Here is a 15,542-nt window from a genome sequence, read left to right on the forward strand (position 1 = left end):
TTTAAAGTGCTTTACCGATCGCACCTGCAGTTTCAATTGTTGAACCGGCTACATAGCTCGCTTTGTCTGAAGCAAGAAAGACTATTACACTAGCAACTTCTTCAGCTTCACCTACACGACCTAGTGGAATATTTCGTTTTTTCGCAAGATCTCTATAATATTCTTCAGGATCCATATCAGGAGCATTTTTCAATCTTCTTCGCTCCCATTGATCTGTTCGAATTAAGCCAAGACTTACTGAATTCACTAAAATATTGTCTGAAGCTAATTCCTGAGACAATGTTTTACTTAAATTTAAAAGTCCTGCACGAGTAGCTGCTGTTGCAACCATATGACGCTCAGGCTCTTTTGCAAGAGTGGCATTTATATTAATAATTCGTCCTCCTCCTCTTTTCACTAAATGAGGATGGACTGCACGAATTGCATAAATAATTGCAAAATATTTTAACTGAATTTGTTCCTGCCACTGTTCATCTGTAATATCAAAAAAATACCCCATTACACTTTGACCAGCTGCGTTTACTAAAGTATCAATTCCACCAAACTTTTCTGCTGTTTGTTGTATAAATGCATTAACGTCCTCTTTTGATGTAACATCACAAGTCGAAGCAAATATATCTTCTCGGTCACCATATGAGAGTAAATGATTTAAAGCCTTATCTGCGCGTTCTTTGCTTCTACCGCAAATTGCTACTTTTGCGCCTTCTCCTAAAAATAATTCCGCTGTCTTTAGCCCAACACCAGAAGTTCCACCCATTATGACTGCAACTTTTCCGTTTAAACCTAAATCCATTCTCGTCACCCCTTTTCATAGCCGCTTCATTTTATGCTTAAGTTTCGAATGATTAGTTTGTTTTCATGAACGTACTTCAACTTCAATATCGACCCAACCGGCATCCGGTTCTCCGCCCATCGCTTTACGAGCTTCTGGCTTTGGTGGGCCTGCAATTCCCCATTGATCCATTAAATGTGGCACACGTTTCCATACGCGTGCTCTCCATTCAGCCTCATCTTCAATCGTCTCAAGATAGCAAGTGTATTCCATGACGAATCCACCGAGATCTTGAAAATAACAGAAGATATTATTACCAGGACCATGTCGACCTGGCCCCCATAACTCACTGAGTCCAGCCTTCCTAACATTACTAATCCCGCGCATTAGTTCATCTACCGAATCAACCTCGTAAGCAATATGATTCACTGAAGCGTGTGCATCTTGGTTGAATGCAATCGAGTGATGTTTTCGGTTACACCTTAAGAATGACATTTGGTGCTCGCTCCAGTCTGTTACTTTAAAGCCAAGTACATCTGTATAAAACTCGACGATCATATCTAAATCTTTTGTATTCATGACCACATGATTTAATTTCACCGGGTCCACGTTTTTATTGTTCCAAATGGACGTTTGAACCTCTACCCAAGCAGAAAGCTCAATTACACGGTTTTCTGGATCAACAAATCGAAGTCCGTATCCTCCACCAGCTTCGTCTAAATAACCTGGCTCTTCGATGATATGTATACCTTTTGAATGTAAGATTTCCGCTGCACGATCGACTGCATTTTTATCAACCATTCCAAATGCGATATGATGTAAACCAGCTTTTTCTCCTTTTCGAAGGCTTAGAATATGATGTTCAGGACCTGCCCCTCGAAAATAAGCAATATGATTGTCTTCTGTTGCATCTACGCGATCTAAACCCCAAACTTTTTCGTAAAATTTCACTTGTTCCTCAAAGTTTGGTGTGATCAAACTGATGTGCCTTAAATGAGTAATTCCTAGCATCAACAATCCCTCCCACTAATTTGATAACGATCTATATTAAGCGCTTTCTTTTCTACTCTATTGAAAAAGGCAGCTGCAATTTATCCAAAATGCAGCTGACCCTTTTTTAATTCTTTTAATTAACCTTTGATGATTGCTTCTCTTTCTTTAACACGTTGTTTACGAAGATCTTCAAGAGCACTACCTTCTGGATATGTTGGAAGGTTTGGTTTTACTGCACCAAGCATAACTAACATACGAGCTTCAGTATCTCCATCATTTCGAATGCCACGATGAACTCCAGGAGGTGAACTGATGCAATCTCTAGCATTTAATTTAATTTCATGTACTTCGTCTTTACCAACTTCTTGAATTAAAGCTGTAACTTCTCCTTCAAGAATGAAGAACACTTCTTCTACATCATCGTGTAGGTGTAAAGGTCCAATACAGCCAGGAGGTAGAACCATTGTACTTAATGTAAAATGTTCTGCTGCAACTACATTTGAGTCATTATTCGCTGTCGCACCGCGACCAATATAACGCATTTGAGCGCGTTTATATCTAGGATCAATTTCCTCTTGAAACTTTAATACATTCCAATCAAGCGTACGGTCTTCTAAGCGAGCCACATATTTTTTTTCAAATTCTTTCACTGAAAAAGTTTCATTTGTCATTTTAAAAATCCTCCCTGTGTTTTTGGTCTTTTTTAAACAAAATGTTTTGTATTTAAAGCTTATAGTGTTTCACATACAAAACAGTGTTTTATCTATAAAATAATTCTAGAATGGAATTCCTTTCATGTCAACATAGTTTTTAGAAAATTTTGATATGTCACAAAAGTAAAACACTACAAAAATATTGTATTTACAAGGTTTATAACTAGTTTTTTGAGCAAAAAAAATATGGATTCCTATTGTGTAGGAATCCATATTTATAACTTTAACGATATTACTTAAGTTGAAACTCTGCCATTGTAACCCATATAGTTTGATAGTAAAACAGAGACATCTAGTAGTTTAGGCAATGCAACTTTATTCATAAAATCTTCCTGATAAGACAATTCTGTTGCTACGATGTTTAGGGCAGCTAAGACCTTTCCAGTTCTACCGTAAATTGGGGCAGCGATCGAATGAATGCCTTGATGGAACTCCCCACTAGTTATAGAGTAGCCATTTTTTCGTATATTTTCTAATTGCTCCATAAACTCACCAGGAGTCGTCAACGTTTTATCTGTATATGGTGTTAAATTTGAAACTTGGAATAGTTGCATAAGACTTTCTTTTGGTTCGTACGCAAGAAGTAGTTTTCCATTTGCTGTTGCATGTGCTGGTAGTCTTAAACCAATGTTCACATTGACTGCTGATACACCTCTAACTGGTGCACTACCTACGTAAACAACTTCATGTCCATCTAAGATCGACAGATGACAAGATGCACCGATTTCATCACGCAATGACTCCATATAAGGTTGTGCAATTTCAGGTATTTTCAAGCTATTTATATAACTAAACCCTAATTCTAGAACCTTTGGAGTTAGCGAATATTGCTTCGTATTTTCATCCTGTGTTAAGTATCCAATCGACTGAAGTGTATAAAGTAAACGATACGGTACTGTTCTGCTTACCCCTAGCTTTTTTGCAATCTCAGAAAGTGACAAACTAGGATGTTCCTCATTAAAAAGCTTAATAATTTCTAAACCTCTTACTAATGAATTTGCGCTATATTTTTCTTTCTCTACATGATCCATCGAGCAAACCTCTCCTAATACATATTATCGCAACTATTAAATCTATTTTACATTATTGACCATTTGGTTGTTTCTTTAAAAAGTCTACCACGAATTGATTAAATAGTTTAGGGTCTTCTTGATAGCATAAATGCCCTGTATTCGGAACGATAGCAAATTCTGAATTTGGAATCAACTCGTGAAATATTTGTGATTCACTTACTGGTGTTACTTGATCTAATTCCCCACACATAACAAGCGTTGGGACAGATATTGAAGATAGAATCTCCATTTGGTTTAAGTTTGATAAAGAGTAGGAAACAGAACGATAACCAGATGGACGTACTTGTGACATGATGCGCTCCGCTTCTTTTATAACCTCAGTCGATGCATTCGGAGATAGTAATGCTTTTACTCTCTTTCTAGCTAGTTCACTTGGTTCTAAATGATCAATAGAGTTTAATCTATTTTGAAGTTTTTGCTCATTATCTTCTTTAGTTAGTCCTGCTGCTCCTCGTGTTGCATCTGAAATAATTAGTGAATTGACCATTTGCGGAAAACGACTCGTAAAATCAATTGCAATAGCTGAACCCATTGAATGGCCTAGTAAATTGATAAATTCTAGCCCTAAACTATCCAAAAATTCTTTTAGGACATTCGCAAACTGGGAAAATTCATGAAACTCCTCTTTTAAATCGGAACTCCCACCATAACCTGGAGCATCCCAAACAATCACTCGATAATACTCACTCAGTTGGCTTAATTGATGCTTCCATGACTGAGAATTGTTTCCTAAACCATGTAGTATTACTAGCACTTGTCCATTACCTGACTCTTGATAATGAATTGATAAATCATTTAAATGACTAATTGGCATCCACAGTACCTCCGCTCTATTTTCTCTACTCAAAGTCTACTAAATTGATTAATCCATGAGGATTTAAAAACAATGTGTTTCATATAAAAAACATGTTTTTCAAATTGAATTATAGATTTGTCAGAATTTATTGTCAATAATTCTATTTTTCTCAAATCACTGAAAAACGCTGGTTTAATGTTTTTTAATACAAAATTTGGAAAGTATTTTTAATGAATTCTTAATTGACAAACTTTTCTAATTATTTTATCTTTAAAAGAGTTTCATATCACAAAAATGAAACACTGTTTTATATTTAAAACAAAAAAAACCAAAAGGAGTTGATAATTAAGGTTGAGCCAAAATAAAAACGTGAGGTCTCAAAACATATCTTTTGAACTTCACATCTGCTAGGTAAACGTTGATTCTGCTTTTTCCTTCCAAATTTTTAACGAATTTAATTGATTTTAAAGGAGAGAGAACTTTAATGCTAAAAAGTCAAAAAAGATGGTTTTTAATTGCTTTACCAATCTTTTTCTTTTGGTTCTTCGGACAAATTGATAAAGTAGGCATTTCAGTCATACAAACAGATCCAGGATTCTTAAAAGCACTTGGTATGACGGGCATTGACAAAAATGCAAAAATTGGACTTCTTTCATTTGTTTTTACAATCGCTTATGGAGTTTCGAATCTTTTTTGGGGATTCATTATTGATAAATTTGGTGCGAGAAAAACGGCTATAGCTGGATTATTTGTTTGGTCTCTTACTATGTTCTCGTCCGGTCTCTCCACTACATATGAAGCATTTATAATAAGTCGAATTATTCTTGGATTTTCAGAAGGGATGATGATTCCTGTTTCTGGAAAATTTATTTCGGCTTGGTTCAACAAACGCGAATTGGGGCGTGCCCAAGCATCTTGGCTTACAGGTAACTATTTAGGACCAGCGATTGGAGCAGTCATATTAGTCCTTGTTATTTCATCACTTCATTGGCATGCAGCTTTCTTTATACTAGCTGGATTTAACCTAGTCATTAATATACCTATGTTTATTTTTCTTACAAGGAATACACCTGAAGAACATCCGTGGGTTAGTAATGAAGAACTGGCTTTAATCCAACGTCCAGTTGATTTTGAAGAATATGAAAAAGGTTCAAATGGAAATAAAAATTTTATTCAAGACTATCGCTTCTGGATTGTTTGGTTTGGCATGTTAGTCTGCTCTTTCCTTTTCTTCGGAATTAGCATTTGGCTACCAACGTATTTGATCGAGGCAAAAGGATTTGCGCGTGAAGGTATGACAAGCATCACTTCCCTATCATGGTTATTTGCACTTGGCTTTGTACTCATATGTGGCTTTCTTGCAGATAAAACAAGACGCCCAAGTTTAATGGCGGCAATACTATTCTCACTGACGGTCATCTTCTTGACTACAGCAGTCTTTGTTCCAAATGCAATAATAGCAGGGGTTTGCATGGGGCTAGCAATGGGATGCCAAGGAGGCGTATTCCATCTAAGTAATATGTTCTTAGTAAAATATTCAACACAAGAAACGGCCGGTCGCGCCGCAGGTTTAATCGGATTTACAAACTTAATGGGTGGATTTTCTAGCTATATCATGGGTTGGTTACGCGATTCATCAGGTGGTAGCTTCACTACTTCAATTTTCATGTTAATTATCACAGCACTTTTAGGTTTGATCGCATATTTATTTTCTATTAAAGAAGAAGCAACTGAATTACGTGCTGTTCCACTTCCTCCACAGAAAATAAACGCTTAATTTTTCCAGTTTTTTGAAAACGCTTTAATAAATGTTCTATTAGTAAGAAGGGGCTGTCTCATCAGTTTGGGGAACTGATGAATCTGCGCCTCTTTTTCTATATAGTAGAATAAATGATTTTATATGGAGTATTGGATTGGTTTTAAACATAATTTTTACTACATAAACTATTCATATAGTAGAGGGGTATCGCGGTGTTGATTTTCAGTTGTAATTGGTATTACGACCTATTTTTATAGATAACTAGTAGATTTCATCGTTTTTTATTCACTCGAGAAAGAATTATAAGAAATTTGCTAACTTTCTCTTTAAAATAAGCCAATTTTATATAATTATGAAACATATATCCTAACCGGTATGGGTATTATATTGTTTTAATTGCGATTATTCAATTTTATTTGCAGTTGGCTGTTTTATTTGTAACTCCAGCTTGTTTAATTGCCTATTAGATCTCTAATTTGCGATTCCTCTATTCTTATTTCTCCATTACTTATTTTACTCAATCAATATAAAGAGACCTTTCACATATTCTTACTATTTTGTATTTAAGTAGTACACGTTTTAGTGGAGTAGTCTTATTAATAATTACTCTTTTTATGCTAATTGGATTAATTATCTATAGTTAAAACAAAATCATTTTTAAGTAAATAAAAACAGCGACCATCATTAAGACAGTCGCTGTTTTTTATTTTTCTCTAAACTACGGTGAACGAAAGGAGTTCATTGGAAACTTAAATCCCGACTCCCAATATTCCGCCCGCACACCGATTGTTCCATAGCAGATAATATATTCCCTAAAGTGATATTCTCTTTTATTTCTTATCTAAATCAATCTTAGTTCCAGCGCGGACAGTCCAGGAAGGATTTTTACCTATTTTATCCCCTTCCTTTACTCCTTTAAGGATAGCAACATATTTCCCTTGCTTTTGGCCAATCTTGACAGTTTGTTTAACTATTTTACCTTTTTTAAGCAGATACACGTATTTTGATTTCCCTGATCCCTTAACACTTGTTGCAGGTACTGATAATAAATCTTTTGACTCTACTACAACGTTAAGATTTGTTTCGTAGCCAGGATATAGTTTTTCTTGTGAATCTAAAGTTGCTCTAAAAGTGTAGTATGCATCAGATTCTTTTTTTGAGTCCTTTTCTTGATCAGTGGATGTATTGTTCATAGGATAGTTACTAACCTCTGAAATACTTCCTTTCCAGTTTGTATTTCCAACAATCTTTGAAGTAACTTTAATCGGTTGACCTGGTTCAATTTTTGATTTTTCTTCTTCTGTTAGTTTTCCTTCAATTTGGAAAGGTTCATTTGAAGCAATTTGCATAATTGAAATTTGTTGTTTATCTGTTGCTTTAAAGCCTTGACCAATGTCTTTGTTCAAGTTAAGTACAACACCTTCATTATTGCTATTAACAGTTAATGATCCTTGTTGTGCCTTTAATTTTTCAGCTTCAAGTGTGTATTGTTCTACTTTTAATTCTGCTGTATTCAATTCTTCTTTCGCAGTATTTAATTCAGCTTGAAGTGTTTGAATTATTACTGCATTAGTTGTAGTCTCAGTTTTATCTGTTGATTTATCTGTTGTTTTATTTTCATCAGTTGTATTAGACTCAGTCTCCGTGCTTGCGCTTTGAATGTCTTGTTCTAGCGAAGAAACTTGTTCTTTTTTCTGAGTAACGCTAGTTTCTGCTAGTTTCTTATTAACTTCAGCTTGTCCAAGTTCAGCTGCTAGAGTAGTATTTTCATAAGAAAAAAGTTTTTGTCCTTTAGTGACTGTATCTCCCTCTTTTACGAAAATTTCATTTATAGATCCTTTAGCTGGATTTACATAAATTGTATCAGTATGACTTTGAACTACGCGACCGGACACAGTTTCAGTCTTTGTAAAACTTTTAACTGCTGGACTGATAAACTGTAATGTTTCTGATTTACTTTTTCTAACTTCAACTACTGTTACGCTAAGAATCACGGAAACGATTAAAAGAACAATGACTCCTATTAAAATATACTTCTTCTGGTTTGGTGTAATTATTTTTACTTGTTCTTTTTCCTCGTCAATTCTTTTCGCCGATTCCATAACTATACCCCTTCCTCATTACAAAAAAACTACTTCTCCATAGTCTATTGTCTATTTTTTTAAATGGTGTTTCAAGGAGATTTTTTAGAAAATGACAAATATTTAATATGTTTTTTTTAATAATCACTTTTTATTGCCATTTTGTTCATTTTAATAGGTATATTCGCTCAGTTTACTTATTTGTTTTATATTTCAGAATATTTAAATTAATATAACTAAAAAATTTTTTAGATTTTTTTATCTCAAATTTTAGAAGAAAAATAAGTTTAGAGACATCTAATTAAAAAGTCGCATTCTCCCTTGTTACACCTATGTATTTCAGCATACATTTTAATCGGAATAGTAAGAAATAATATACAGTCAAACAAAAATACAATATTTAAAAGATTCATACTATTATTGCGTAGTATTATTGAACTATGTTACAATACGAAATAAATCCTCAGGTAATAGGATAATTTTTCCAATATAATTATAATGTTTTCAACAAGAAATAGATTACTAGTATGCTAAAGTATTTATCTCCATCAATGAATTTGGGAATTAGTCAAACTCTCCCGCTTCAAATTTATTAATTACTGCACAGAATTTTGTTTCACGCGCAGTTATTTACAAAAAATACAGATTATTCACAAAAAGGGGGAGTCATGAATGAATGCATTTTTTAGAAAAAAGTCTATTGAACAGCTTCAACTGGATGGAGCAAAAAACACTGGACTTAATCGTGTTTTAGGCTTATGGCAACTGACTGCCATTGGTTTAGGAGGTATTATAGGTGTTGGTATCTTCGTATTAACTGGTGTGGCAGCATCTAAACATGCTGGTCCAGCAGTACTTTTGTCTTTTATTATTGCAGGATTAGCTAGCGCTGCAGCAGCATTGTGTTATGCAGAATTTGCTGGTTTAATACCAGTGGCTGGAAGTGCCTATACTTATAGTTATGCTGTATTAGGAGAAGGAACTGCATGGCTAATTGGATGGGATTTGTTACTTGAGTATGCACTAGTTGTCGCTGTAGTCGCGATTGGTTGGTCAGGCTATATGCAGGAGTTTTTATTACAAATAGGTGTTCACATACCTGAATGGGCACAAGGTGCTCCTGGTTCTGGAGCAGGCCACAAAGTAGACTTAATAGCAGTTTTAGTTAGTTTTGGTATTGCAGGATTACTTACATTAGGAACCGAAATGGGTTCTAAATTTAATTCATTAATGGTTATTATTAAATTAGGTATTATTCTTTTAGTTATTGGCGTAGGAAGCTTTCACATTAATACTGCTAACTGGCACCCATTCATGCCTTTTGGTTTCCATGGCGTAATGAGTGGAGCAGCTCTAGTATTCTTTGCTGTATTCGGTTATGACACGCTAACTACAGCAGCAGAGGAAGCAAAAAGACCGCAACGTGATTTACCATTAGCAGTCATCATATCGTTAGGTGTTGCTTTATGCTTGTATGTTGCAATGTCACTTATTATTACAGGAATGGCCCCATATGAAACACTTAATAACGCAGCACCTGTAGCAAAAGCATTTAGTAATATTGGCATGAAATGGATTACTCTAATTATCTCTGCCGCTGCAATTACAGGGATTCTATCAGTATTGTTCTCATTTATGCTTGCCGGATCACGAATTTGGTTCTCAATGAGCCGTGATGGTTTATTACCAAAATGGTTTACAAAATTACATCCAAAGTATAAAACACCTTATCGTCCTACTTTACTAATTGGGTTAATTACTGCATTCGTTGCAGGCTTTACTCCAATCAATGAAGTGGCTGAGTTAGTTAATATCGGAACATTAACAGCATTTATCTTAATTTGTTCATCAATTATTGTATTACGTGTAAAACGTCCTGATTTAAAAAGAGGATTCAAAACACCATTAGTTCCAATTATCCCACTAATCGGTATCGGGTTCTCGGCTTATTTAATTGCTAGTCTTCCAAAGATTACATTTATTAGATTTATCGTCTGGATGGTGATCGGACTTGTTGTTTACGCGTTGTATGGTAAGAAGAGAAGTGTTTTAGGGAATGATCAACAAGATCATAAAACTAAAATAAGCTGAAGTTATTTCAAAAGCTAATAACGAATGAAAACCACGAGGAGATTAATTCCCTCGTGGTTTTTCTATGCTTCAAACGACTTATTTCTCTCTCTAATAAAAAAAGCATGCACCCGGTATTGTACCAGATACATGCTCTTGGATTATCTATTATTAGTAGAACTGCAAGTATTCAAAGGTCAAAGCTTATTTTCTAGCTCCGTCTTTTCCAACTTTATATTTACCAACTTTAGTATTTACAGCCATTACGCCTGATTTGTTGAAGTAATAATATTTACCACTTATTTTTTTCCAGCCATTGTTAAATCTTGATCCATCGCTGTTTAAGTAGTATTTTTTACCACTTACTGTTAACCAACCAGTTTTCACTACACCGTTTTTATCGAAGTAGTAGTATTTGCCACTAATTGATTTCCAGCCATTGCTGAATCTTGAACCATCGCTGTTTAAGTGATATTTCTTACCACTTACTGTTAACCAGCCTGTTTTCATTACGCCAGATTTATCGAAGTAGTAGTATTTGCCACTAATTGATTTCCAGCCATTGCTAAATCTTGAACCGTCACTGTTTAAGTAATACTTCTTGCCACTTACTGATAACCAACCAGCTTTTGCTTTCACACCAGTTGAATTGAAGTAGTAAGTTTTTCCTGAGATTACATTCCAGCCAGTAACTTTTTCACCTTTACTATTTAAATAGTAAGTGTCTTTACCATCGTTTAACCAACCAGTTTGCATGTAGCCATCTTTATTAAAGTAGTACCACTTGCCACTGTTGTTTAACCAACCAATGTGTAAAGTACCATCTTTGTCTGCATAAACCATTTTAGAACCAACTTGTTTCCAAGCTTTGCGTAATAAACCTGATTTTGCATCAAAGTATGCTTTATCACCGTATAAGTTGAAGATACCAGATTGCGCTACACCTTTAGAATCAAAGTAGAAGTACGTGTTGTTTTCTGGAACAAACGTGATGTCTGTTGCCATTGAACCACCTTGGTCAAAGTAATAGCGTTTTCCATTTAAATCTAACCAACCTGTTTTCATTACACCAGTTGATGGGTCAAAGTAATAAGTAGACACCCAAGTGTAATCCTCTTCAGTTTGTTTTAGCTCTAAGAAGCCTTTGTGCATTTTACCATCTTCGTCGTAGTAGTAAACTTTATTATCGTCATTAACTACCCAACCAGTTGTTTTTGGAGCATCGGCACGATTAATTACTACTTCCTTCACTGTCTCATTACCAGAAAGGTCAGTCGCTCTTAACGTAATTTTGTTTTCTCCCTCTTTTAAAGGAACAGTTACTTTATAATCTTTGTTTAATGGTTTTACAACATCCACTGGGCTAATTAATGGTACTTCAAATTCGTGGTTTTCACCAACATAGAAGTTTAAGTAGCTATAGTTATCTTTTAAGTTTACATTAAATGACACTTGGTCTACATTTTTATCAACGCGAGTTGGAGCATCTACATTGATTTCTGCTGCATGTGTATCAATATAAACGTGACGAGCAACTGAGAAGCTCTTATTCGCAAAGTCTGTTGCTTCAACTTGTACAGTGTAAGGACCATCTTGGTCAAACGTTACAGTTGTTGAATAGTTGTAGTGGTCAGTCTTCGCATCATAAGTAACTGGTACTTCTTTTCCATTAACTTTAACTGCTTTAATACCAATTTCATCGGTTACGAAACCTTTGACTGGTACTTTATTGTCACTATATGCTCCCCATGGTTCTGGAGAATTTGGAACATAACCACCTGCACCATCTGATGTACCGTCAGTAATGTACACTAATGGAAGATCTACGTCACCAATTGCCGCAGTATCTTCTGCTGCATTACCTGCGTAGTCCATAGCAACTACTTCTACTACTGATTTATCAGTAGCTGTAGATAAGTCAAATGAAGATTTTGTACTGTCAGTTGTTCCTTTAAGAGTTCCATTTACAAAGATACCGTATAATTTAACTCCAGTACCATCATCTGAACCTTCCCAAGTTACTACTTTTTTATCTGGATCATAAGTGGCTTTAATGCTTGGAGCGTGAGTATCTACATAAACAGGGATTTTCTTAGATTGCCACTGTGCACCTTCATAACCAATTACAGATTTAATCTCGTAATTGTATAATCCGTCTGGAACAACTTGACCGTTTACTTTACCGTCCCAATCTGTTGACGAGCTATATTTATACGGTGTGCCTTTACCATTGTCAAAAGCATTTTTTGTCACATCAGATTGAGCAGATAAACGGCGTAGGTATTTCCCATCTTTGTCAAGGATGTTATATTGTACTTCTGATGCATTTCTTAAAAATGATGGTATCGCATTGATATCTTCAGCGTATTTATCTCCATTTGGTGATAACGCGTAAAAATTCTTTCCAGGAACAGAATTCCAGAAATCTTCACCGCCATCACGTAGCATGTCATGTGCTTCACTATCAACAAGTTTTGTTAAATCAAAATAACGAGTTTCACCAAGATCTTTAATTCCATCAACGATTGGTAAACTATCCCACTTTCCGTAGAAGCCTACGTATGGAGCAGTTAGACTTGGATTACCAACAGTACCGATAAGATTTACTGAACCTTCAACAAAAATATTGTCATGAAGAGCTACTGAAATTTCTTTATCATTCTTATCGAATCCAGGAATTTTTGCATTTGTTAAATCAATTTTCACAGTGAAATCAACTGATTTACCTGCTGGTACCATAACCGTATCAGGTGCATCAATTTTAACGCCATCCAGGTTACCTGTTTGAAGTGCATTATGGTCTACACCAGTAGTTTGATAAAATTCATCTGTTAATGCAGTTGTATCTACTTTATAGAATGCATCTTTATCAGAAATATTTTTAGCAGTGAACGTCATTGAAACTTGTTTAGATTGGAAATCTTTTAATTCAGATTTCGCTTCACCTGTTGACTTATTATAGAAGTAAACTGGTGTTGTAACAGCATTTTCGATTTGCATCATACCAGCACCTTGACGGCGTGGAGAGAACGGATGACCATCTAAATCATTAATAACTTTAGCAGTATTCATTAATAATACTTTTGCTAAATGAGTACGATCGCTAACGCTTAAAGAGCTAAAGCGTTTATCATTTTTTAAGTACTCTTGTACTAATGCAGAACCACCAGCTACGTGTGGAGCTGCCATTGAAGTACCACTCATTACTTCATATTGGTTGTTATTAACAGTTGAGTAAATATTTCCACCTGGAGCGGTGATTTCAGGCTTTAACTCAAGGCTTGGTGTAACACCCCATGAAGTAAAGCTTGTCATACGACCCATTTCAGGACTTTCATTTTTAGCTGTTTGGTTAACATGGATTGTTCCTGAACCCTTAATTGAGTTAAATAATGCTTCACCATCTGCTTTTGAGTTAACAAGCATCATTGGAACATCCCAACCGCCTTGGTCAGCATATTGAGTACCGTTATTTGCATTCCATACGATAATACCCGCTGCGCCAGCTTCTGCAGCATACTTCGTTTTATCAGCAAACGTATAAGTACCACGAGCTACAAGAACAATTTTCCCTTTAACGTCAACACCGTTATAATCATTCTGTCCACCTAATTTATAACTTCCATCAGCGTTTTTGCCAAGGTTTACAACTGGAATATTCCCATCAAACTTATCTGATAGATCTTTCCAACCATCGATTCCTTTACCAACAACACTTAAACCATTATTTCCGTCAACAGTGATCGCATGCTCATATAGATAAGCTTCATTTCCAGAAGCAGCTACTGAGATTGTATCTTTGTTAAGACCAGGCGCGCCTGTTACACCGATATCAGGGTTTTGTGATAATGGGTTATCCCATCCGTAACCAATATTATTTGAGTTACCAGAAGAAACAGCACATACGATACCATTGTTAACTGCACGAGTAATCGCAAGATCTTCTGCACTATTTGGCTCATAAGAAGATGCTACTGAACCAAGACTCATGTTTAATACATCAGCACCTAGTTTAATAGAATCGTCGATTGCTGCAAGATAAATATCTGACCATGTAGATGGGTAACTTGGGTCATTACTGAATACCTTCATCGCAAGAACTTGCGCTTCCGGTGCAACCCCTTTAATACCACCGTTTGCTTCGTCACCGTTAGCAGCTGTAATACCTGCTACGTGCATACCGTGCATTGAAGCCCCTGGTCCAAGGTCTGTTACAATGCTGTTTTGGTCATAATAGTTATAACCATAAGGAACTTTGTCAGTGTAGAATTTACCTGGAAGTCCTTTATCTTTTACAAGCTGAGCTACTGAGTCTTTCGTTAAGTCCTCTTTTGAAGGATCAGTTAATTTAAAATCGCGGTGAGTAGGGTCAATACCTGTATCGATAATTGAGATAACCATCCCTTTACCGTCATATCCAGTGTCTTTCCAAGTTTCCTTAGACTGGATAAATTGATGGCTCTTCGTCATATCTGGCGTAGAAGGCTCAGCAGTAGGACGATTGTATTCGTTCGCTAAATAAACATTTTTTACACCTGAAGTAGCTTCAATTTTTGCTACATCACCGTATTCAACTACACCACTGAAACCGTTAAATGCAGTTGAGAATTGTTTCTTATAGCTAATGCTAATTCCTTTTGATTGTAACTTTGATTTAACTGAGTTTTGTTGGCTTTCTACTGTAGCATAAAGACTAGATTTTTGACTTGCAGATAAGTCTTTAAATAATTTACCTTGTTGAGTTGCATATTCAACTGGAGATTGTCCATCAACTTCAACGATAACGCGCACTTTATCTGATGCTTTTAAACTAGCTCGATCAGCAGCTTCCGCTACATTGTTTTTATTGTTTGTATTTAGATTCTTAGAATCTAGTTGTCTAAGTTGATCTAATTTTGACTGCAAATCGCCCGGGCGGTAAGAAGCAGCTGATGTTGGTGAAATAAAAGCCAAATTAGAAAGAGCAAGAGCAGATGCCAGAGCATATGTAGTAACTTTACGATTCTTTTTGTTAGTCATTTCCCATTTCCTCTCAAAAAATATAATTTTTTAAATGAATAATAAAATAGATAAGTACAAAAACTTCCCCTGTTTAGTACGGTCATTCGAGGAATATCGACAGATTCATCAAATCGTTTCTCAATCAAGAACATGCCAAATTACCTCTAACATTTTTTCCAGATAACCCCTTAATATCTCCCTTCATCTATACTAATCCTATTAATACCTATACTTTTTTAATAATTATTTAATAAAGTTTTTAAGGAATAATAGCTAAATTAAAT

The 15,542-nt window shown here is 35.4% G+C and carries 9 protein-coding genes; 2 read left to right on the forward strand and 7 right to left on the reverse strand.

The genetic code is table 11. The features are described 5' to 3' along the window. Position 1: 1 nt before the first annotated feature. From ACFCYN_RS05310 to ACFCYN_RS05330, 5 genes are all read right to left on the reverse strand, one after another. The gene (locus ACFCYN_RS05310) at positions 2–793 is read right to left on the reverse strand and encodes an SDR family oxidoreductase (RefSeq protein ID WP_375948000.1); all 792 of its coding nucleotides are present in this window, start codon (positions 791–793) and stop codon (positions 2–4) included. 63 nt (positions 794–856) lie between these two features. Continuing rightward, a complete protein-coding gene (locus ACFCYN_RS05315; RefSeq protein WP_375948002.1) occupies positions 857–1,783 on the reverse strand; it encodes a VOC family protein in 927 nt (308 codons plus the stop codon). A gap of 119 nt (positions 1,784–1,902) precedes the next feature. Next, positions 1,903–2,436: a cupin domain-containing protein gene (locus ACFCYN_RS05320; RefSeq protein ID WP_375948004.1), complete on the reverse strand. Its 534-nt coding sequence runs from the start codon at positions 2,434–2,436 to the stop codon at positions 1,903–1,905. Positions 2,437–2,714: 278 nt separating this feature from the next. Further along, complete coding sequence (locus ACFCYN_RS05325) at positions 2,715–3,509, reverse strand: IclR family transcriptional regulator (RefSeq protein WP_172446811.1); 795 nt, start codon at positions 3,507–3,509, stop codon at positions 2,715–2,717. Positions 3,510–3,561: 52 nt separating this feature from the next. Further along, positions 3,562–4,365 (reverse strand): alpha/beta fold hydrolase, encoded by an 804-nt coding sequence (locus ACFCYN_RS05330; protein ID WP_375948007.1) that lies wholly within the window; start codon positions 4,363–4,365, stop codon positions 3,562–3,564. 466 nt (positions 4,366–4,831) lie between these two features. On the opposite strand from ACFCYN_RS05330, the gene ACFCYN_RS05335 reads away from it, so the two are divergent. After that, the gene (locus ACFCYN_RS05335) at positions 4,832–6,124 is read left to right on the forward strand and encodes an MFS transporter (RefSeq protein WP_375948009.1); all 1,293 of its coding nucleotides are present in this window, start codon (positions 4,832–4,834) and stop codon (positions 6,122–6,124) included. 812 nt (positions 6,125–6,936) lie between these two features. Here ACFCYN_RS05335 and ACFCYN_RS05340 read toward each other — a convergent pair. After that, positions 6,937–8,208 (reverse strand): efflux RND transporter periplasmic adaptor subunit, encoded by a 1,272-nt coding sequence (locus ACFCYN_RS05340; RefSeq protein WP_375948010.1) that lies wholly within the window; start codon positions 8,206–8,208, stop codon positions 6,937–6,939. 651 nt (positions 8,209–8,859) lie between these two features. Here ACFCYN_RS05340 and ACFCYN_RS05345 point away from each other — a divergent pair. After that, complete coding sequence (locus ACFCYN_RS05345; protein ID WP_172446807.1) at positions 8,860–10,278, forward strand: amino acid permease; 1,419 nt, start codon at positions 8,860–8,862, stop codon at positions 10,276–10,278. A 183-nt stretch (positions 10,279–10,461) separates the two neighbouring features. On the opposite strand, the gene ACFCYN_RS05350 is transcribed toward ACFCYN_RS05345, so the two are convergent. Then, positions 10,462–15,276, reverse strand: coding sequence for a S8 family serine peptidase (locus ACFCYN_RS05350; RefSeq protein ID WP_375948012.1), 4,815 nt, complete (start codon positions 15,274–15,276; stop codon positions 10,462–10,464). Positions 15,277–15,542 lie beyond the last annotated feature (266 nt).

The organism is Gottfriedia sp. NPDC056225 (genome assembly GCF_042267765.1).
Lineage (GTDB): Bacteria > Bacillota > Bacilli > Bacillales > Bacillaceae_G > Gottfriedia.

What these genes read in the sequence shown, in the direction of transcription:
- ACFCYN_RS05325 (WP_172446811.1), bottom strand. Translation starts at nt 3,509, where the DNA reads ATGGATCATGTAGAGAAAGAAAAATATAGCGCAAATTCATTAGTAAGA.
- ACFCYN_RS05350 (WP_375948012.1), bottom strand. Translation starts at nt 15,276, where the DNA reads ATGACTAACAAAAAGAATCGTAAAGTTACTACATATGCTCTGGCATCT.
- ACFCYN_RS05330 (WP_375948007.1), bottom strand. Translation starts at nt 4,365, where the DNA reads ATGCCAATTAGTCATTTAAATGATTTATCAATTCATTATCAAGAGTCA.
- ACFCYN_RS05335 (WP_375948009.1), top strand. Translation starts at nt 4,832, where the DNA reads ATGCTAAAAAGTCAAAAAAGATGGTTTTTAATTGCTTTACCAATCTTT.
- ACFCYN_RS05345 (WP_172446807.1), top strand. Translation starts at nt 8,860, where the DNA reads ATGAATGCATTTTTTAGAAAAAAGTCTATTGAACAGCTTCAACTGGAT.
- ACFCYN_RS05320 (WP_375948004.1), bottom strand. Translation starts at nt 2,436, where the DNA reads ATGACAAATGAAACTTTTTCAGTGAAAGAATTTGAAAAAAAATATGTG.
- ACFCYN_RS05315 (WP_375948002.1), bottom strand. Translation starts at nt 1,783, where the DNA reads ATGCTAGGAATTACTCATTTAAGGCACATCAGTTTGATCACACCAAAC.
- ACFCYN_RS05340 (WP_375948010.1), bottom strand. Translation starts at nt 8,208, where the DNA reads ATGGAATCGGCGAAAAGAATTGACGAGGAAAAAGAACAAGTAAAAATA.
- ACFCYN_RS05310 (WP_375948000.1), bottom strand. Translation starts at nt 793, where the DNA reads ATGGATTTAGGTTTAAACGGAAAAGTTGCAGTCATAATGGGTGGAACT.